This is a genomic window from Brevibacillus sp. AF8, from assembly GCF_021270385.1.
Lineage (GTDB): Bacteria > Bacillota > Bacilli > Brevibacillales > Brevibacillaceae > Brevibacillus.
The window spans coordinates 25,980-45,401 of sequence record NZ_JAGQDN010000019.1 but is presented as its reverse complement, the minus strand read 5'-3'; the positions used below and the strand labels follow the sequence as shown (position 1 = coordinate 45,401).

General features: G+C 45.5%; 20 protein-coding genes. 19 read left to right on the top strand and 1 reads right to left on the bottom strand.

The genetic code is table 11. From position 1 onward, the window contains the following. The 19 genes from KB186_RS21380 to KB186_RS21290 all read left to right on the top strand — a co-directional run bounded on the left by KB186_RS21380 (window position 1) and on the right by KB186_RS21290 (window position 18,688). Window positions 1-531, top strand: coding sequence for a hypothetical protein (locus KB186_RS21380; RefSeq protein ID WP_219663817.1), 531 nt, complete (start codon window positions 1-3; stop codon window positions 529-531). Window positions 532-708: 177 nt separating this feature from the next. Further along, the gene (locus KB186_RS28485; RefSeq protein ID WP_370646709.1) at window positions 709-1,179 is read left to right on the top strand and encodes an imm11 family protein; all 471 of its coding nucleotides are present in this window, start codon (window positions 709-711) and stop codon (window positions 1,177-1,179) included. Next, window positions 1,166-1,588, top strand: a complete 423-nt coding sequence (locus KB186_RS21370) for a DUF4280 domain-containing protein (RefSeq protein ID WP_232774327.1) — start codon at window positions 1,166-1,168, stop codon at window positions 1,586-1,588. The genes KB186_RS28485 and KB186_RS21370 overlap by 14 nt, the downstream gene beginning before the upstream one ends. Window positions 1,589-1,601: 13 nt before the next feature. Further along, window positions 1,602-4,289: a DNA/RNA non-specific endonuclease gene (locus KB186_RS21365; protein ID WP_232774326.1), complete on the top strand. Its 2,688-nt coding sequence runs from the start codon at window positions 1,602-1,604 to the stop codon at window positions 4,287-4,289. Between the two features lie 13 nt (window positions 4,290-4,302). Further along, a complete protein-coding gene (locus tag KB186_RS21360) occupies window positions 4,303-4,770 on the top strand; it encodes a DUF600 domain-containing protein (protein ID WP_173612575.1) in 468 nt (155 codons plus the stop codon). Window positions 4,771-4,968: 198 nt separating this feature from the next. Further along, complete coding sequence (locus KB186_RS21355) at window positions 4,969-8,592, top strand: DUF6531 domain-containing protein (RefSeq protein ID WP_232774325.1); 3,624 nt, start codon at window positions 4,969-4,971, stop codon at window positions 8,590-8,592. 55 nt (window positions 8,593-8,647) lie between these two features. After that, window positions 8,648-9,184, top strand: a complete 537-nt coding sequence (locus KB186_RS21350) for a hypothetical protein (RefSeq protein ID WP_232774324.1) — start codon at window positions 8,648-8,650, stop codon at window positions 9,182-9,184. An 18-nt stretch (window positions 9,185-9,202) separates the two neighbouring features. After that, window positions 9,203-9,715, top strand: coding sequence for a hypothetical protein (locus tag KB186_RS21345; RefSeq protein ID WP_173610761.1), 513 nt, complete (start codon window positions 9,203-9,205; stop codon window positions 9,713-9,715). Window positions 9,716-10,721: 1,006 nt separating this feature from the next. Beyond that, on the top strand, window positions 10,722-11,225 hold the full coding sequence (locus tag KB186_RS21340) for an SMI1/KNR4 family protein (protein WP_173610762.1): 504 nt from the start codon (window positions 10,722-10,724) through the stop codon (window positions 11,223-11,225). Between the two features lie 109 nt (window positions 11,226-11,334). After that, window positions 11,335-11,523: a hypothetical protein gene (locus KB186_RS21335; protein ID WP_221868027.1), complete on the top strand. Its 189-nt coding sequence runs from the start codon at window positions 11,335-11,337 to the stop codon at window positions 11,521-11,523. Window positions 11,524-12,178: 655 nt separating this feature from the next. Next, complete coding sequence (locus tag KB186_RS21330; protein WP_232774323.1) at window positions 12,179-12,874, top strand: hypothetical protein; 696 nt, start codon at window positions 12,179-12,181, stop codon at window positions 12,872-12,874. Window positions 12,875-13,059: 185 nt separating this feature from the next. Next, complete coding sequence (locus KB186_RS21325; protein ID WP_173610763.1) at window positions 13,060-13,299, top strand: DUF7660 family protein; 240 nt, start codon at window positions 13,060-13,062, stop codon at window positions 13,297-13,299. Between the two features lie 228 nt (window positions 13,300-13,527). After that, window positions 13,528-14,997: a contractile injection system protein, VgrG/Pvc8 family gene (locus KB186_RS21320; protein WP_232774322.1), complete on the top strand. Its 1,470-nt coding sequence runs from the start codon at window positions 13,528-13,530 to the stop codon at window positions 14,995-14,997. Window positions 14,998-15,013: 16 nt separating this feature from the next. After that, window positions 15,014-16,117, top strand: coding sequence for a pentapeptide repeat-containing protein (locus KB186_RS21315; RefSeq protein WP_232774321.1), 1,104 nt, complete (start codon window positions 15,014-15,016; stop codon window positions 16,115-16,117). A 15-nt stretch (window positions 16,118-16,132) separates the two neighbouring features. Then, the gene (locus KB186_RS21310) at window positions 16,133-16,654 is read left to right on the top strand and encodes an imm11 family protein (RefSeq protein ID WP_173610766.1); all 522 of its coding nucleotides are present in this window, start codon (window positions 16,133-16,135) and stop codon (window positions 16,652-16,654) included. Then, entirely contained in the window at window positions 16,651-17,280 is a 630-nt protein-coding gene (locus tag KB186_RS21305; protein ID WP_232774320.1) for a hypothetical protein, read from the top strand. The genes KB186_RS21310 and KB186_RS21305 overlap by 4 nt, the downstream gene beginning before the upstream one ends. A 26-nt stretch (window positions 17,281-17,306) precedes the next feature. Further along, window positions 17,307-17,588 (top strand): hypothetical protein, encoded by a 282-nt coding sequence (locus tag KB186_RS21300; RefSeq protein WP_229088133.1) that lies wholly within the window; start codon window positions 17,307-17,309, stop codon window positions 17,586-17,588. Window positions 17,589-17,627: 39 nt separating this feature from the next. Further along, complete coding sequence (locus KB186_RS21295; RefSeq protein ID WP_173610769.1) at window positions 17,628-17,903, top strand: hypothetical protein; 276 nt, start codon at window positions 17,628-17,630, stop codon at window positions 17,901-17,903. A gap of 146 nt (window positions 17,904-18,049) precedes the next feature. Continuing rightward, a complete protein-coding gene (locus KB186_RS21290; RefSeq protein ID WP_173610770.1) occupies window positions 18,050-18,688 on the top strand; it encodes an immunity protein Imm33 domain-containing protein in 639 nt (212 codons plus the stop codon). Here KB186_RS21290 and nfi read toward each other — a convergent pair. Then, window positions 18,685-19,371: a deoxyribonuclease V gene (nfi, locus tag KB186_RS21285; protein ID WP_221868031.1), complete on the bottom strand. Its 687-nt coding sequence runs from the start codon at window positions 19,369-19,371 to the stop codon at window positions 18,685-18,687. The two genes, KB186_RS21290 and nfi, sit on opposite strands and share 4 nt — an antisense overlap. Window positions 19,372-19,422: the final 51 nt, after the last annotated feature.

Sequence of the window (19,422 nt, the reverse complement as noted above, 5' to 3'; positions counted from 1 at the left end):
ATGATCGAAATAGTAATCGGAAAAATAGATAAAATTAGTGAAATATTAAGTGACGATCCATTAAGTCTGATCTTTGCGGACATTGTTAAAAATACTAATGAAGAACAATTCACAAATTCCCAGAATAGTAATTTAAAAGATTATTACTTGATTACAAATCGATATGAAAGATTAATTGGAGGAGTTATCAATATTTTTGGTCAACGGAAAGTTGCCGAAAATCAGTTTTATGTAGAGGAAATGCAAAGGTTTGATGGTGACTGGATTTGTATAGGAAAAATTGAAATGTATCCCCTGTTTATTAATAAGGAAAATGGCCAAGTAACGTGTTTATTTGGAGATCCATTAGATCAAAATTATGTTTTGGAGTCATATGGAGACTTCAATAACTTCTTACTTAACTATTTTCTAGGAGAACAATATGGAGAAATTGGATTGAAGTTTGTTGAATCTGGAGGAAGTATAGATACCGTTGGTTCAAAAGAGGATGAATGGTATAAAGTGTTAGAAGAGAATGGTTTGTTAACATAGTAAGGATCTGGCAAGATTTTTGTGTAAATCCATGTAATCCCCAAAAAACAAGAACGTACAATCAATAAACGAAAAAATAAGCAGCTTAACTATCAATTGACAAACTTCCAAAGGCTGATTTCCATCTTTTAACAATGAGGTGGAATCAGCCTTTTTTGCATGCACAAAATCAAGTAGCTGTTTGCTCTCCCAGAATATCAGGAAGAGCTGGACGAGGCAATCATCCAGTTCGACATTAAACAAAAGCGAGAAAACGACTACCTGGATTATCTCGACAGACCGATCCCGCTCTATTCCAACCGCTTAAAGACAATCATCCATAAGTTCGCGCCAAAGCTGTTCGTCAAATCCGTCGTGCTGGTAGACAGGGAGCGGATCAAGCAGGATTTGTACTGGCTGATGATCCTGCCGCGCGTGAACTGTCTGTCCGAGCAAAGCGAGTTTCACAGGGACGGCTCACTCAAAAGGCTGGTTCTCGATCCAGAAAAGATTGGACGCCATACGATCTTTCAAATCGAAGGGATTCGCGAACCGTATATCATCATCGATTTGCGGCTGGCGGAAGCTTTGCTGCGCAGGGACTTTTTCGGTATCCGCTTGAAAAAAGTAGAGCAAGCAAGGAGGAGAATAAGTCATGCCCATGATTGAAGATGTCGATGTTGTACCGTCGTCCGCTCCGAAGAAAAGCTACGTTGTGGCAGGAGCGATTCTCTCGTGCGATTACGGGAGCCAGAAGAACAAGCTGAAAACGCCGTTTAGTCATGGTGTGTACATTCGCAACCAGGCACAGATGAACGTGAATGACTATATGCCGCAAGTAAATATCATGCCGTTTGGCAAATGCAAATGTGAGAAAAATCCAACCGTTGCGGCTGCTACTGCTGCCAACAACGGCGTACTCAAGCCGATGCCATGCGTTCCTGTAGTCACCATGCCCTGGATCGATGGCAAAGCAGATGTACTCGTGGAAAACCATCCCGCCCTGTTAAACACCAGCACGAACATGTGCATATATGGAGGCTGCATACGCATCGAAGACGACGGACAGGAGCAATAGTGAGGGGGATTGTATGAATACGACAGAGAAGCTGGCTGGATACGAGAATATTCAGTTGGTCTCACCCTTTGAAATCCAAAGCCTGCAGGATGTCAGAATCGTGAAGAAAGTCAATGAGCACGCCAGACTGTTCGTCACCGGTATCATCCCGGAGGAAAAAAGCGACCGCTACATTGAGATGGCGACGAGTGAGGATACAGTCGCGCTGAATTTGGTGGAAAACGGTTCACTTACAAAGACACTGTTCAAAGGACTCGTGGATTCCGTCAGTGTCAACTTTGTTCACGGCGTGTACCATTTGGAGCTGGAAGCGGTCTCGCACACGCAGCGAATGGACGGACAGCGCAAGATGCGCTCTTTTCAGTATAAACAAATGACGTATGCCAGTCTGCTGGATGAAATCACGAAGGACTACCCCGGCTCGGATTATTTGGACCATGCTTCGAACGGAGCGCCGCTTGGGACCATTGCCATCCAGTATCAGGAGACAGATTGGCAGTTTTTAAAGCGACTAGCCTCTCGCTTTGGTTCCATTCTCGTCGCCGAGGCTGTCGCGGATACGCCCAAGTTCTGGTTCGGGTTGCCCGAGGGACGCACTGCTCAACTGACAGACGCCAGCTACACCATCAGCAAAAGGCTTTCTCCCTATATGGAAACGACAGAAAACGGCTATGCGGCAGGTATGTCGGAAAACGATTTTCTCACCTATGAAGTAGAAAGCGGACAGGTCCTCCAGCTCGGAGATCGCGTGAACTACCAAGGTAAAGACTTGGTCGTCGCCGGGTCCACAACGAGGATCGACCATGCCTTGCTCATTCACACCTATCAGCTCATGCCAGAAGCAGGCATCCGGCAAAATCCCATCCGCAATGACGACATATGCGGCGCCGCGCTGGAAGGCAAGATTATCGACATCCAGAAGGACACCGTCAAAATCCACCTCGACATTGATCCGAAGCAGTCCAAGGCAGAGGCGAGCTGGTTTCCGTATGCTACGGTCTATTCAGCAGAGGGCAACAGCGGTTTTCACTGCATGCCGCAAATGGGTGACTCCGTCAAGCTGTACTTCTCCACATCAGATGAAGAAGGCGCCATGGCAGTCAGCTCCGTGCGAAAAGGTGGAGGCAGCACCCCAAAGACAGGCAATCCCTGCATCAAGTACTGGGGAACCAACTTTGGCAAAGAGCTGATGATGGGCGGCAAAGAGCTCGTTCTCACTGCAAAGGAGAGCAAGGAAGGCAATATTTTTATCAAGCTGCATGAAGAGGACGGTATCGAGATTCACAGTATGCACCCGATCGTATTTTCCTCGGAAAAGGATATGGAGATTACGTCAGATACGAAGGTCGAGATCAAGGCCAAGGAAGCGATCTACCTCATGTGCAGCACCAGCAGCATGATTTTGGACGGGGAAGTGGATCTTCAAGCGCCGAAGATTGAGATGGTCGGGCTGACGAAGGCGCCTGTGGTTGTAGAGGATTTGCCGCAGGAGGAGGAAGAGGAGGAAGAGGAGCAGCAGGAAGAGGAAGAGTCTGGCTGGGGTGGATTTCTGGATGGTGTACAGTTAGCGCTGGATGTTGTGGGACTCATTCCGGGTTTGGGAGAAATAGCGGACTTAGCGAATGCGGGAATCTCGCTCGCACGAGGAGACTATGCAGGAGCGGCGCTATCTTTGGCGGCGTGTATCCCTTTTGCAGGCTGGGCGGCAACCGGAGCCAAGCTGGGAGCAAAGGCGCATAAAGCACTAAAGGGAACGAAAGCGGGACAGAAAGTGCTTGAGGTAGCAGACTCAGCGGCGGATGTAGTGAAGACGGTAGCAAATGCCGTCGAAAGCACCGTCGGGAAGGTCTGGACGGCTGCCCGCAAAACACTAGACGAGATGGATGTGATGCAAGCCGTCCAGCGAATCAAGGAGCAGTTGTACGCTAGCGTCATGGCTGCAAAAGATGCTGTCATAGCCAAGGCAACACAGATGAAGGAACAGCTCAAGCAAAAGGTTAGGAAGCTGCGCGATGATATGCAAGAAGGCTTGCAGAATTTAGCGGATAGTTTAGGCCCTCAGTTACAATCGGCGGAAGGGTTTCCAATAAAATTCTCGAATAAAAAAGATGTAGTGGAGCTTGCCCCTACAGAGAACCAACTGAAGTGGCGCGAAACATACGGGGGACCGAATGGGCAGAAGCCGAATCAAAAGCCGCCGGAGAAGCCGCCTGAAATTGATGGATCCGGAAATGGTCCTAATAAAACATTTGTTGATAATCCATTTGATGAAACAGGAAAACTTAAACCGAATGTGCAGTACAAAGCAGGTGAACACAAATATGACTATGAAACTGATCATCTAGGCAGAATTGAAAGCTTTAAAACAGATGATCTAAAATTAACTGCAAGAGATGAACGATTACCACATGAATCAAATACGCCAGGTAAGGAACCTGGAGACCATGCAGGGCATTTGGCAGGTGATAGGTTTGGTGGTTCACCAGATATCGATAACCTTGTATCCCAGTCAAGTAAGGTTAATCTCAGTACTTATAAGAAAATTGAAAATGAATGGGCAAGAGCTTTAAAAGAGAATCCGCCTAAACAAGTGTCTGTTGATGTAAAAGTAAATTATGAGGGGGATTCGCTTAGACCGTCTAGTTTTAATGTAAGTTACATAATAGATGGTGAGCTAAAAGTTTTTGATTTAGTAAATTAAAGGAGATTGGACTATGACAAAAGTATTTGAAGATTATTTTTCAGAACTACAGGCAGATATGGTCTCCATTTGTCTTGAGTATGTAAATAATAAAGCTGATATGATATATATATATGCCTCGAATGAATATGGACAATTTAGTACAGATGTATTTTATCAAATTAACAAAGCTATTGTAAAAAAACACAAGGTTAATGATGCAGTATTAGACACTAATAGTAATTCAAGACCTAGCTATGATATATCAAAAGAGAGACAAGTAACTTTACTCAATATTCTTAATAAAAACTTACGTGAAATTAGTGATTTATGTAAGAAAAATAACAGGGAAATGCCCACAGAGATGAAATTGGTTTATAACGTATCTGAGAACAAATTAAAAGCTCAATACAGTTACGAGATAAAGTATACTAATGATCCTGAAAAATTACCTAGTCATATATTCAATGATTGGTTCGAAGAAATGGGTGGAAAAATATAAGGACAATATACTAAAAAAGAACCGTACATTACAATAAAAAGCACGTACAATAAGTAACATTACTATCACATGATAAACTTTCAAAGGTTGATTCCATCTTTCAACAATAAGATGGAGTCAGCCTTTTTTGCATGTTCAAAATCAAATGAGCGAAGGTGCGGGTACGGCAGTGACTGCGCCAAGCTGACGACGAAAGCAGTGAAGGCAACAAAAGCGACGGCCAATGCAGCAAGCGCAGTGAAAGGCAAGGTCGTCACTGCTGCGCGGAACATTCAGGAGAGCATGGACAAGCTTGCCGCTGTGCAGAAGCTGAAGAAGAGCATGGTCGGCAAGTTCATGCAGAAACCTGTTGTGAAAGAAGTGATCAAGGAAGCCGGATCTGAGGCATTAGATTATGCGACGGATGGTGTCTTCTCGACCGTAACGGGAATGGCCTGGGCTCGGAAAAGAATCAAAGGGAAGCACAAGAAACCAGGCAAGGTAAGAAAGATGAACGTCAAAAAAGTAAAACCGAAAAGCTGCATCAAAGACCCGGTTCATGGTGGTACCGGAGCGCAGTTTATTGTTCATCCTGCCCTCAAGCTGTACGCAGCGGAGACGTGGACGTTTGAGCTGCATTACAACTCATTGCTTTTGCAAGAGGGAGCACTGGGTAAAGCATGGACGCACAATTACGAAATGCGCCTGGAATTCGTGGATGAGACACGCGAAGAAATTACGGTGTGGTGGAATGCTGGCCGCGCCAATACCTTTACTCGTAGTCAAGGCGGCTTATACCGGTCCAGCGATGCGGATGTCTTTTTTGACGAACTGCGGGAAAGACAAGACGGCTATACGCTGTGGGTCAAGGAAACGAGAGAGACGTACGATTTTGCCAGAAATGGACAAGCACTTCGCCATACGGTAGCTGCCGGAATGTCTCTGCTCTTTAGCTATGATCAGCATGGCAGGCTGAATCACTTGACAGAAGAGCGGAGTCGTCGAGCGTTTTCACTGGAGTATGGGGCGGATGGTTTGGTGTCAGCATTGTCTGATGGGACTCGTTCCCTTCGCTTTTTGTATGATGCCGAACGTAGGATGACTCGCTACACCAATCCTAATGGTGTTGTCACTGACTTGTCCTATACAGGAAATGACCAACTGGAATCTCTGGCATCCGATGGCGTCATCGTCTACACGAATACGTTTGACGAAGAAGGACGCATCATCTGCCAGACAGACGCAGCAGGCATCCCTGGTTATATTCACTACGATACCGAGAGCCGCCCGGGCATGATGGTCACGACCTTCACAGACGGCAATGGGCATGTCGAGGTCATGGTCCATGACGACAATGGCCAGTTGCTGGAAAAGACTGAGAAGGATGGTACGGTCACTAAATACTCCTATAATGAGTGGGGACAAACGACATCTGAAACAAACGGAGCGGGCGAAACAACCACTTACACGTATGACCTTCGCGGGAATCTGGTAAAAGAGACAGATCCTCTTGGCAATATAACGACGTATACGTACAACGAGAATGACCTACTGATAGCAGAAGAAGACGCGGAAGGCGGAGTCACGACTTACGCCTATGATGAGCACGATCGGCTGGTTAGCATTACACGACCAGACGGCTGCACCTCTTCCATCGGGTATAACGAGCACGGGCAAAGAAGCACTTATATTGATTTTACAGGAGCAAAAACCACTTATCATTACGATGGACAGGGAATGCTTGTTTCCGCTCAGGACCCAGAAGGCCGCATCTTCCGTGTTGGCTTCGACCCTACAGGCAGGATGACAACCTTTACAGATGCTTATGGGGGTTCGCTGCGTCAGGTATTCGATGCCAACGATAATCTTGTTGGTGTCACAGACCCTCTTGGAAGGATGCATTCCTTTACGTACGATACACAGGATTGTCGCGTGGAGGAAACAACACCGACCGGAGTATCGACGAAGATCGGATACACGATTACAGAAAAAGTAGAATCCATAATGAACGTCTACGGTGAAGTCACTCGTTATGAGTATGACAAAGAGTGGCAAATCATTGGGGTGGTAGACCCAACCGGGGCGAAGACCAGTCTCGAACGCGATGCCATGGGCAGAGTGACATCAGTCATCGACCCTTTGGGGAACACCCAGCGCTATGAATACGATGCTGCCGGGCGCTTAACGGCTGTCTATGATGCATCCGGACAGAAGGTGAGTGGGCTCACCTATGATGGCGCAGGCAATATTCTTGCCCATATTGACGGTCTCGGACGAACAACCCAATACCAATTCAACAAGCTTCATCAAGTCATAGCTAAGACGAATGCGGCTGGACAAAAAAACAAATTCTCCTACGATGCAGCCGCACGACTGACAGAGGTATTGGAAAATGAAGCAGCCATATACAAGCAGCAATACGACGGTGAAGGCCGTCTAACGAGCTATACGGATGCCAATGGCAATGCCACCACCCTCTCCTACGATGCCAGTGGTTTGCTTCTAGCTGAACGCAACGCAACCGGAGAAGGAACGACCTACCGCTATGACAAGCGCGGATGGCTGACCGACAAGACCAATGCGCGCGGTCAGGAAACGCATTACCGCTTCGATGCAGCTGGACAGCTCATTGAGCAGCAGGACGAAGCGGGGACTGTTCGCAGGACTTTCGACGCCGAGGGTCGCGTGGTAAGTGTCAAAGAAGATGGAAAAGACACTAAGCGCCGTACCTACGATCTTTTGGGACGAATCGTCTCCAGTACAGATCAGTATGGGAATACGCTCCAGTACACCTACGATGCGGGAGGCAGACTGGCAACGCTCGTCTATCCAGACGGCAAGTCGGTTCGCTATACCTACGATCTCGCAGGTCAATTGACCACGGTCACAGACTGGGCAGGTCGTGTCACAAGGTACACGTACGATGAAAATTACCGCCTCATCCGCACAGAGCGACCGAACGGTACGGTAGAGCAACGTCACTATGACACAGCCGGACAGCTTTTGCGTCTTTGGGATCAAAATGCGCAAGGCGTCATGCTCCAGCAATATCGGTTTGTGTACAACGAGCTCGGGCAGATCATCCAAGAGGAAGAAAAGCAGTACACCTATGATGCCCTGCGGCGTCTGACGAGCGGAGCTATGGCAGGACGCAAGATTCTCTATACCTATGACCAGGGCGGGAATATTACCGCTATTGGAGATTCAGGTTCGAGTCTTGCTACGGCGATGACATACGCCAAGGACAACCGACTGGTCACCGTAGATGGTCAAACGGTTCAGTATGACGAGGACGGTAATCTGCTGTTGTTCCCGGACAAGCAACAGTCAGAAACGTATGCATACGATGCCCGCAATCGTCTCGTCCGTGCCGGACAAGCTCGCTACACCTATGATGCCGAATACGTCCGTACCTCCATGACTTGGAACGGTAAGACGACACGGTATGTGGTCGATCAAAACGCTGACCTGACTCAGGTTCTTATGGAGCTGGAGGAAAATGGAGCAGCCAAAGCGTATTATGTATATGGACTGGGGCTCATTGGCCGTGAGGATGCGCAAGGCGACTATTTGTCCTATCACGCGGATACGCGCGGAAGCACGACCCTGTTGACCGACGAGCATGGTCGAGTCACAGACCGTTATACCTACGGATTGTATGGGGAACTGGAAGTACACGAGGGCAGGACGAAACAGCCGTTTTGCTATAACGGCCGGGATGGAGTCATGACCGATCCGAATGGGTTGTACTACATGCGGGCACGGTATTACCATCCCGGATTGAAGCGGTTCCTGAATCGAGATGTGCTCCAAGGGGATATGACGGACGGGCAGACGGTTTAACCGTTTTGCTTATGTAAATGGGGATCCGATTGGGTTCATTGATCCGTTGGGGTTGATGAAGTGTAAAGAGGAGACGGGTGTTGATGCTTATGGTGGATATTATAAACGTAAGCAACAAAGAACCTATGATTACAATAATAAAACAGGTAAATGGGCACCTGCGAAAAAGGGGACAGGTGATACTCAGGAAATACTCTTCGGACAAAGGCGTATATCCGATACATTTAGGATTAACAGTGGTGCACCAGATTATATTGAGGGACGGAAATTGGCAGATGTAGCGGCAGATTTGAAGTCTGGTAATTTACATCCTGATCAATTTGAGGTTAAATATTTCATTTACCCTAACAGTGGACAAAAAGTAGCTGAAAGTAATAGAACTCTTGCAGTATTAAGTATGGCAGGATTAAAACCAACTAAAACAAAAGAAATAATACCTAGCCAAGATGTTTTAAATCTATTGGACCCAAGCTTGTTGGAAAATAAACCAATAAAGCATCGTGGAGAGACATTTAATATGCCTGGGAGAGCAATTCCAGTAACTGTTGGACCGAACAATTTGGAAATACTAGATATTGTAAGACTTCCATAGAGATGCGGAGGTAAATATATGATCAAAATGAAAGTTGTACCTGTTAAGGTGCCATGGATGATAAGTCCATCTCATGATTTTGCTAGTTTTATTGGTTATGAAAATCGCGAAGTAAGTGTACAAGTTATGTGCGGATATAATACTAAACACTATGATAAGGTTATTGCTAACCTAGAGTTGAAATACGGAGGTGACATACCAGACGAAGAATATAATAAAGCTGGAAGTGTAATCATCGAAATTAAATTTACTCCAATATGTCTTTTTAATATATATGGAAAAATGGATGGTTATGAGAGATATGATTTCAGCATATTTGACTCTTACTATTATGGAGGTTTGTCTATAGGTGATGAGTGGAACAAAACCGATATTTGCCCAAATCCAGGATTTTATGAAGTTGTTGAATCGAACTTAAAAGAAACTTTTGGTTTCATATCCCCTAGAGTAAAGCATTGGGTATTGCGTGGTCATGATTCTTGCATTGATGTGTTAGCATATTCTTTTGAATGGAAGGAGGTAGAATGGTAAAATTTATTGATCTCGGGTAATAGTTTTTAGGCACATGGGATTTATTCTAAATCTCTATCAAATAACAACAAAGGCAGTACAATAAAGCCCTCAAACCATACACTAAACTTAATAAACTTAGAAAGCTTATTCCAACTTGAACATTTAGAAGGAATGAGCTTTTTTCATATCCAAGTTAAAATAAGAAAAGTATATGGCTAAAACAAGTGCAGAATAAAGTAGGTTTAATTACTCAGGCATGAGCACAGTATTATCGGTTACGAGGATGTCATTGACTATTGCTAGGAGTACGAGAGTTACGGTAACAGGCGGCAGAGTTGAGATGCTCTTGCAGTGACATAATAGGTAGCAACAGATATCGGGATGTTACTCGAGAGGGTTAAGAGGTTTGACCAGTTGGTTGACCATAAGGACGGACATTATCCGAGGATATTAAGCGGAAAAGAACGAGGGATGGCACAAGTAGCCGTTTAGTTATAATCGTCTCGATGGAGTAATAGCCGACCCGAATGGTTTGTATTACATGTGGGTACCGTATTACACTCCCGGGCTAAAGCATTTACCTCGACCGGGACGTTATCCGTGGGGATAACATAATTGAGGTTAACCCTAAAATGGTAAATTTTGCACAAGAATCAATAAACAAGTCATTTGACACCTCGAACGGTAAGGTCCCAATTACCAAAGTTGTAAAACAAGGGCCAGATCAGGTGAAAATTTCCCACCAATTAGTGTAGTAAATGTTAAAGGTCAACTTGTCGCTAGAGATGGTAATAGCCGTTTGTATGTTGCAGTAAAAACTAAAGCCGAGAAGATCAAAGTGAGAATTGAAAAAGATATTGAAGTTTTAGAGGTCTTACAATGAGGCCGAGAAATAACGACCTTCCTAATGAAGGAACTAAGGAACCACCAACACCAAGGTAGGTGATTAGGGGACACCTCACCGACCTAGAATGGTATGACGACACGAAATGTGGTCGACTAATGGAAATGGAGGGAGTAATGAATGAATATCAAAGAAATTATCGACGAAATAAAAGGTTTTGATAATTGCATTATACATCCATCTCTAGGTTTACCTAAGATTGAATACCCACACATATTACCAGATGACGTGAAAGAGTTCTATGAACTTTGCGGGGGAATTGAATTATTTAAAGATGAAGATTTTGGTGTAGACATTGTATCTCCAAAAAAATTCGAATTAGCAAATCCCGTTATAGTAAAAGAGTTATGTGAATCTGATATCTCTTCTAATTGGTTTATCATAGCCGATGATAGAAATGGAGACTATCTAACAATTGATCTTCATAAAGATAGATTAGGTAAATGTTATGACAGTCATTGGGATTGTCATGCTATTGCAGGTAGTTGTGCGATTATAGCCAACTCGTTTACGGACTTACTGAATAGACTTATAGAGTCAAAAGGTGAAGGCACAACATGGTATTGGTATGAAGATGATTTTGAGTCTCTTGGAGATGCATATGATGGTACCGATTTAGATTAACAATGAGATAGTGGACTAAGTACTACCTATACCTCAAGCGAGTAATATTGTCAGCTCGTCTTGGGTTTCTTTTTTTATGCTCCACTATCATAATCAGGAGGCAATAAGAATGGAAAAAATAATAGAATTTCTCACGTGGGCTGAAGAAAAAGGATGGGAAGTTCAAAAGCGGATCAATGGTGAACTAACATTGACGAATGAAATCGTTAATCGATATCCAGTAATATCCGAACAATTTATTCAATTTCTTAAACTGGTAGATACTTGTGTAGCAGAAGACGAAAAATCTTGGTTTTAATGTGTAAACAATTTTAACCGAGAAGTAGAACTAGCGTTTAGTTGGGATGAGTTTGAGAAAATAAGTTTAGAATCGGCGTGAGACGATGACTCATGGAAACAAGAAATTACAAAATTTTGGGACAGGTATTTGCCCATAGCTTTATCTGTAAGAAATGGTTATACCTTTTTTGCAATAGATCTCGCAATTGAATTTGGTTCAATAGTATGCGGTTCTGAACCTGAATTTGAAGAAGTTGAACAAATTGCATCTTCGCTTGATCAGTTTTTAGATAAAATCATCAAGAATAGCGTGAACTTTTCATCATTTTAATCGAGCAGTATGAGGTGAGGCTATGTCATATGTAACGTTTGATTGTACACAGTTTATTTCATTTGATTCCGATAATGAAGCTGATATTGCTGCCATCTTTGAAAGAATTTGAATTTGGAGATGTCATTTTGCAAGTGGAACCAGATTACACCAAGAACAGTTATATCAAATAGTTTTCTCTGATTGACGATTCGGATCGGCCCAGGCCTTCCCTGGGTTTTTTGCGTTTTCCCCAAATCCCACACTTTCCCCTTACTTTTCACGAGGTTATCCCGAACATTCCTGACGCTCGTACGGTACGATTTATTTGCAAGAAACAATAGGAGACAGGGAGTGTTCACACATGAAAAAAATGCTTTCCGTATCTGTAGTCGCAGCGTGCTTGTTGGCAACGAGTGCGGTAGGAGCTTTTGCGGCGGAGAAAGAAGGAAAAGGAGCAGGGTGGAGCAGCCTGCCTGAAGTTCAAGCGCTAAAAGCACTGCAAGTAGAGCAAAAAGCTCTCCAAGATAAACTAGAGGCTCAAACCCAGACTAACAAACAAGCATGGGACATTCTTTGGGGCGATGTGACGCCAGAAGTACGTGAAACCGTGAAAAGCGCGCTGGCAGAGACAAAGCCACTCCGCGAAGAGAACAAGGCGCTGTCTGCTGAATTGAAAGAAGCGAAGAAAGCAAAGAATAAAGAAAAGGTAGCGAGCATCAAGGCAGAAATCGCCGCAAACCATACCGCCATCGAAGAAAAACTGGCGCATATCCAAACAGAGTTGACCCAGGTAAAAGAGAAAAAAGCGTCCTTCAAAGAGATGAATCAACAATTGAAGCCAATCCGCACTGAAAAGAAAGAGAACAAAGAGCAAGCAAAAGAATTGAAAGCAAATGAGAAAAACACAGTGAAAGAAGCAAAAGAAGCATTCAAGGCTGGTGACAAGGAGCCAGCAGCGACATCCTTGAAAGAGGCTGCTAATCTGTTGAAAGAACTGATACAGGTACAAAGCGAGATTTTGGAGCAAAAGCAAGCAATTTCCGAGATTATTCAATAAGGAACGTCTACGAGAATAGTGACAGCCCGAATCCTGTTATTGACTAGACAGATGTTCCCCTTCACATAAGAGACAGAAAGTCCGTTGCACGCCAGCGGGCTTTTTTCATTCCCCAATTCTTCAAGCTCCGTTAAAACATCTATAATAAAATGGAAGATAAAGACATGGGGTGGGAGGAGTTTCACATGGATATTCTTGAGAGAGCGAGTACGGTTGAGAGTAGAGAGGATATGGTTCAATTCATTTCTCATTTGATTAAGGATTATCAGCAAAATAAAAAAGAGTGGGCGAATATGTCCCTTGAAGAGTTCCTAAGTGGGATGGAATCATGGATTGAGGATTGTGATAATATGTTAGCTGATCTTGAAGGTGTAGATTGGAATTTGTTTGCTACCATTTTAATTGCAGGAAGCCGTTATGAATAAATAGGAAACGAATTCAAGGGTCTGCGACGATTTTAAGGGATATTAAAGGTACAAAGCCCCTCTCCTTGCCTCAAAATCATATCATTCAGGACTAACGACCCATTCAAAAAATCCCAAATAATACCGATTGTAAGATTGTATGTAAAATAATGGTCTTATTTGGAAAGATGAATCCATTTCCCTAGGAGCATCGGAGGAGGGGGATTCATCTGGCAGGGAGGGGATACCATGAGCAATCGAACACTCACTTATGGAGATATACAAGTTTCGCCCTATGAGTTTACGCATTTGCAAACGATAAAAGTCGTGAAAAAGATGAACGAGCATGCACGACTGACACTCACGGGGATCATTTCTGAAGAGCGAAAAGATAGCTACGTGAACCAGACAAATGCGCAAACACTGATCAGCGTGGCACTGGCTGATGAATCGGGCAAACCGAAAACATGGTTCCAGGGCATCGTTCTGCGCGTCCATGTCAAAGCGGTTCGCGATATTTATTACTTGTCGCTGGAGGCTATTTCTCATACGTATTTGTTGGATGTCAAAACGAGAAAACGTTCGTTTCAAAACCCGGCGATGACTTATGCGGGGCTCGTGAAAACGGTGCTGTCCGGGTACGGAAAAGCTGACTTTATTGACTCAGTTACGAACGGCAAAGCTTTGAATACTTTTGTGATGCAGTATGAGGAAACCGATTGGCAGTTTCTGAAGAGGATGGCATCGCGTTTTTATACAGGTTTGATCCCGACAACGGCTTTTGACATTCCCAAGTTTTATTTCGGTTTGCCAAAAGGTCAAGATAAAGGAAAGCTGGCCGTTAGTCATTATACGGTGCACAAGCGTGTCGGGGATTATCAGAGTGATGCGGAGAACAAGGTTCCGGGAATCGATGACCAGGACTATACCGTGTATGAAGTGCAGAGCGAACGAGTGCTGGAGGTAGGCAATGAGGTGAATTTCAAATCCAGACCACTTGTCGTCGGAGAAGCGGTCACAGAGATGAAGGAAGGCATTGTCACGCACACATACAAGCTTTATCCGCGGCTAGGTCTGGCGCGAAAAAAACAGTATAACCATGCGATCATCGGGGCGTCCATCCAAGGCCGGGTGCTGCAAGTCCAGAAAGACAATGTGCGGGCCAAGCTGGACATGGATGATCAGCAGGATCAGAGTACGGCATACTGGTTCCCTTACTCCACCATTTATGCCTCCGAGGATCAAACCGGATGGTACGTCATGCCAGAGCTGAATGACCAGATTCGGATTTATTTCCCGAGCAAAAAAGAAGAGGACGGTATCGCGATCAGCTCTGTTCTCAAGGAAATCCCGGAGGACGACAAGCCAGCTCCCAAAAAGAAAGCCACACCGAAAAGCAACGCAGGTGCAGGTGGTGGTGGAGACCGGATGAAGGACCCTGCTGTAAAGACGTTTCGTACCAAATATGGCAAGGAAATCGTGCTGGCTCCTGACAAAATTGTGATCACGACAGGAGATATGTCGATCACGATCAGTGATACGAATGGAATCGATATCAAGAGTAGCCAGAACGTGAATATAACGGCGGATAAGGACATGAAGCTATCAGCTGCTTCTCTTCATATTAGTGCGGATAAAATAGAGCTGAGTGGAAAAGGAAATACGATCAAACTGGAAGACAAGATCGAGCTGAAAGGTTCGGAAATCAAGATGAACTAGGGGGGCACTTGCATCGATGAAAAAAGAGGAAGCGCTCCAGCATTTGAACGATAACACCTTTCTACCAGCATTGGCTGAAAGCGTAGCGGCACTCGAGCGCTATTTCCAACAAAACAAGGACCAGCTCGTCCGGGAGTTCGTGGAGTCTTTTCGGCAAATGCTCCTGCATATTGAGTTCATGCAGAGCAACGAGGAGCTACCCCCTGTCGGTTTTATTCACTATTCATTGCTGCGGACAACCGTATTGGATGGCACGTACACACTTTTGATAGAGGCTTATACGGAGCAATGGTACTGGGAGCCAGTAGAATGTTATGCACGTTACAATGCTGCATGGGCTTTGCAAGAGGCTTCCAAGCTCATTTCGCTACTGGACGAACGCCGAAAAATGTACATGGGGATCATACACGCTGCTGATGTGGAGTATATGGTGCTAAAGGAAATGGAGCTATTCGGTCAGTTTGTCACAGCGCTTGCCCGAGTAGCGATTCCGGAGCTCATTAAGCTGCCTGAGTACCAACAGATTAGGAAAGCAGATCGTTTGTACATACGAGTGGGGGAATTCAAAGACATCAGTGAAGTGGTGTACGTAGATGAGCGGAACAAGCGGGAGGAGAAGGAGAGCAGAAGCTTGCTTGGGCAACCGAAAGGAACGTTTTGCACCCATGAAACATTCGCCTACATGGATTTGCCGCGAAGCATGGTAGAAGCATTAGATTTGCGCTATTGCGATTTTAGCGGCAGTAATTTTGCAGACAGTCAGTTCCGTGAGTGTGTCCTATTCGGAACAAGATGGGTAAAGAGCAAGCTTCAACGCACAGATTTCAGTCATTCGCTTCTTTGTGATGCCGATTTTCGTCATGCTGACTTGAGTGGAGCCATCTTCTCTTATGCCGAAGGACAAGGAGTCAGTGCGGACGAGCTGCATCGTGTACCGGGCTTACTCGGTGTTCAATTTGCCTATGCTGATTTGCAAGGAGCGGATTTTCGCCATTCTCGTCTGTATCATGCGAATTTTCATGGAGCGAATATGCAAAATACCGTTTTTTTCGAAAAGGATCGTGGGCGTTTTGCGTTGAGTGAAGCACAGATGCAGCAGATTGAGTGGAAAACGGAATAAAGGAGGCGGGATGACATGCGCGATTATTATTTGCTAGCAGATGACAGTCGAATCGCTCAAAAGGTTGTACCAGCGGGTCTGGGGCTGCAAAAGGAAAACACCTTCGAGCAACTCCCGCCGATATCCGTTCTTGAGGTCAACGCGGATGGTACCCACGCCTACACAGATTGGTTGGAAAAGCCACTGCCGATGATTTCGGAGCGGATGAAAACCATTACTGCCAAATACAATCCGAGCGTACAATGGAAGCGCGTCGATTTGATTGACAGTGAAACCAACCTGCGAAACGTCTACTGGGTCATGCAAGTACCTGCTGTAGATTGCCTTTCCATGGAGACTGCGTTTCATTTGAATGGAACGGTAAAGAGACTTGTATTAGATACCGATAAGATAAAGGCACATCATTTCTTTAAAGTTCAAGGGATCTTGGAGCCGTATATCGTGGTGAGTCTGGATGCTGCGGAAAGCTTCCTTCGCAGAAGCTTGAACGGATTTGTTTTGCAAAAAGTAGAGCAGGCACTGCGGAGGGAGCTATGACGATCTACTGGGATGAAAAGATTTTGGATGTATGGAACAGTATCCAGGCACGGCGTCAACTCGCTGAAATGGAAGAACAGCAGGTGAAATTGACGCTTGCCGAGTGTCTGGATGGCGTGCGAAAAGGCTGCCTGGAGTACGAAGGACGCAGATTCGAATTCGCGGAGAATCTCCTCTTTGACGGGCAGGTTGGCATTCAGCTGCCCCGTTCGATGCAGCTCATGCCGAGGGGACGCGGGTCAAATAGCGGCGGGAATTCTCAGCACGAGCAGATTTCCTATAAAGAGGAAGAGAGCGCGGTCATGCTCGGCATGAATCATATGGCACATCCGTTGACGATGAGCGGCGTAGAACCGTTTGTGCAGGCGATGACAGCACAAGTCAAAAAGGCGCAGGCAGGCTTGCAGGTTGTACATCATGAGCTGATCGAGCTGGATGGATGCAGAGTTGCCTGCAGCGAATTCATTATCCCGGTCGAGGACAAAACCTACTATCAAATCTTGTTCGCGACATCAGTAAACGGGCGGGCACTTCTCGGGAGTTTTCATTTTGAGTCTGAGGAAGTGCTCGTGTGGCAGCCTTTGGCCCATGCGCTGATTCGCACGCTGCGGGTAGAGAACGTTTGATCATGACAGAACAGGGAGGTTTCCAATTGGAACAGCAGCAACATCAACAGCAAATGCAAGTGAGCGTGCCTGAAAATGAGCGGGTCATGTCGGTCAAGGAATGGTTGATTACTTTTTTAATTATGATGGTGCCCGTGGTCAATCTCGTGATGTATTTCGTTTGGGCATTTGGCAGTGAAGGCAATCTAAACAGAAAGAACTGGGCAAAAGCGAACTTGCTGATTATGGGCGTTTGCATCGGGTTGTACTTATGCGTATTCTTTTTTATTCTGATCTTGGCATTCATTGGAGCATCGGTTGAACAATAGCGAGAACGGTGGATTGGCAAAAAATCTGGAGGGTATAGAATGGATCACCAAACGCATGTGGAAGGAAGCGTAGCGGAAAACGAAAAGGTCATGACGATGAAAGATTGGATAATCGTCTCGTTGTTCATGATGATTCCGATCGCGAATATTGTTTTGTTATTTGTGTGGGCTTTTGGTTCAGATGGGAATCTGAATCGTAAAAACTGGGCAAAAGCCGGCTTGTTGTTAATGGCGATTCTTTTTGGTTTATATTTCGTATTTGGTACGATAACCGCAATTATCACGTTTATTTTAATCGGCATGGAAGGGCAATAAGGGACGATACAAAGGCCACTACAAGGCATATTCCAACTCGAATCACCGAGGAGGAACATGCCTTGTTTTTTTACACGGAGGTTTTCTCCTATTCGTGTTATCCTGAAGATAGTAGCAATTCCGATCATGCAGAAAGGGAGAGGTACATGTCAGTTGAGAAAGAGACCCGACTCTGCCAACGCTCCAAACAGATTCATAACCGTACATTTGTCGTGACCTGCCAAGATTTTTTGGTGAAGCAAGCAGACTTTCTGTTGGACGTATTCTCTGATGTAGAAGACGAGATGGGTCCGATCAAGAACGGTGCGAAAATTCAGGTAGGATGGACCATCCTGCTGGTTTTCGAACGGGATGGGTGTATGGAGATCATGGCACCCGACTACGGGGCGAACCCTTTTTCCGAAACAACTTCTGACCTGACTGTGTCCTTGGTCGTGCAAATGGCGCAAAACAACTGCTTGCAAACGGTGCGAGCAGAAGGGGAAGCTGCTTTGTTCCAAGATAAAATTGTGGTGGCAAAAGGTGCATTTGAACAAGAACACGTCTATTTGCAGCGTGCAGAGGATGTTCGAAAAGGTGACTCCGGGTGGTATCTTGGGCCTGTGGAAGGCGAAGTAGACAGTGACCAGCTAAAGTCATACTACGTTTACCAACTGCTAGAGCTACGTCCCTCTCTTTTGCAGGCGATGGCTCTGCCACGAGGCTACATTGTCGTTTTCCAAGGAGATCAGATTGAAGCAGTTCTGGACGAGCACGATGTGAATGTATGGCCGACACTCCATTAGCGGCTGCTATTTAACTCCGCTGATACTTTATTCACGAGTTGATCCGCTTGGCGTGTGGTTGCGGGCAAACGATATTTGGGTGAGAGCGTGGTGATCCATGCGCATGCGGTTGGCAAAGAGATTCCGTGCCCGATTGAGACGAATATCGGTTTGATATTCGGTTGTGTGCGCAAGACTCCGCCGATGATTTCACCCTGATCGAGCAAAGGGGAATACGCACCTCTTACCTGTGCTGGTTCTTCGTATTCTCCTAGCAGTCTCGTTTTTCCACAGCCAATGGTAGGAATGTCAAACAGGACGCCCAAATGACTGGCGAGTCCGAATCTTCGCGGGTGAGCGATTCCTTGCCCATCGCAGACGACGAGCTGCGGTGTTGTTTTGAGCCCCTTGAATGCACGTACCAACGGAGGCAGCTCTCGAAAAGAGAATAAGCCGGGAATATACGGGAATTCGACGGTGTCTTGAATGACGACAGACTCGACGACTTGCAGGGAAGTGGCGTCGAGGATCACGACACCAGCAACTAACAAATCAGACTCGGCATGATAAGCGACATCTACCCCGGCGATAAAGCGTACGTCCGCGAGTTGATCTTCTTTTTTTACTTGCTGGGCTAGCTGTCGTTGTAAGTTGATGGCCTCTTGCTCATCAATGTTCCAAGGATGTTGGATAATCGGCTCCATCTGGTTACCTCCGGATGATAGAAGATTGGTTCATTATATCGAATAGATGTG

Coding starts and splice junctions, on each gene's coding strand:
- KB186_RS21380 (WP_219663817.1), top strand. CDS start 1: ATGATCGAAATAGTAATCGGAAAAATAGATAAAATTAGTGAAATATTA.
- KB186_RS21370 (WP_232774327.1), top strand. CDS start 1,166: ATGCCCATGATTGAAGATGTCGATGTTGTACCGTCGTCCGCTCCGAAG.
- KB186_RS21365 (WP_232774326.1), top strand. CDS start 1,602: ATGAATACGACAGAGAAGCTGGCTGGATACGAGAATATTCAGTTGGTC.
- KB186_RS21360 (WP_173612575.1), top strand. CDS start 4,303: ATGACAAAAGTATTTGAAGATTATTTTTCAGAACTACAGGCAGATATG.
- KB186_RS21350 (WP_232774324.1), top strand. CDS start 8,648: ATGAAGTGTAAAGAGGAGACGGGTGTTGATGCTTATGGTGGATATTAT.
- KB186_RS21345 (WP_173610761.1), top strand. CDS start 9,203: ATGATCAAAATGAAAGTTGTACCTGTTAAGGTGCCATGGATGATAAGT.
- KB186_RS21340 (WP_173610762.1), top strand. CDS start 10,722: ATGAATATCAAAGAAATTATCGACGAAATAAAAGGTTTTGATAATTGC.
- KB186_RS21335 (WP_221868027.1), top strand. CDS start 11,335: ATGGAAAAAATAATAGAATTTCTCACGTGGGCTGAAGAAAAAGGATGG.
- KB186_RS21330 (WP_232774323.1), top strand. CDS start 12,179: ATGAAAAAAATGCTTTCCGTATCTGTAGTCGCAGCGTGCTTGTTGGCA.
- KB186_RS21325 (WP_173610763.1), top strand. CDS start 13,060: ATGGATATTCTTGAGAGAGCGAGTACGGTTGAGAGTAGAGAGGATATG.
- KB186_RS21320 (WP_232774322.1), top strand. CDS start 13,528: ATGAGCAATCGAACACTCACTTATGGAGATATACAAGTTTCGCCCTAT.
- KB186_RS21315 (WP_232774321.1), top strand. CDS start 15,014: ATGAAAAAAGAGGAAGCGCTCCAGCATTTGAACGATAACACCTTTCTA.
- KB186_RS21310 (WP_173610766.1), top strand. CDS start 16,133: ATGCGCGATTATTATTTGCTAGCAGATGACAGTCGAATCGCTCAAAAG.
- KB186_RS21305 (WP_232774320.1), top strand. CDS start 16,651: ATGACGATCTACTGGGATGAAAAGATTTTGGATGTATGGAACAGTATC.
- KB186_RS21295 (WP_173610769.1), top strand. CDS start 17,628: ATGGATCACCAAACGCATGTGGAAGGAAGCGTAGCGGAAAACGAAAAG.
- KB186_RS21290 (WP_173610770.1), top strand. CDS start 18,050: ATGTCAGTTGAGAAAGAGACCCGACTCTGCCAACGCTCCAAACAGATT.
- nfi (WP_221868031.1), bottom strand. CDS start 19,371: ATGGAGCCGATTATCCAACATCCTTGGAACATTGATGAGCAAGAGGCC.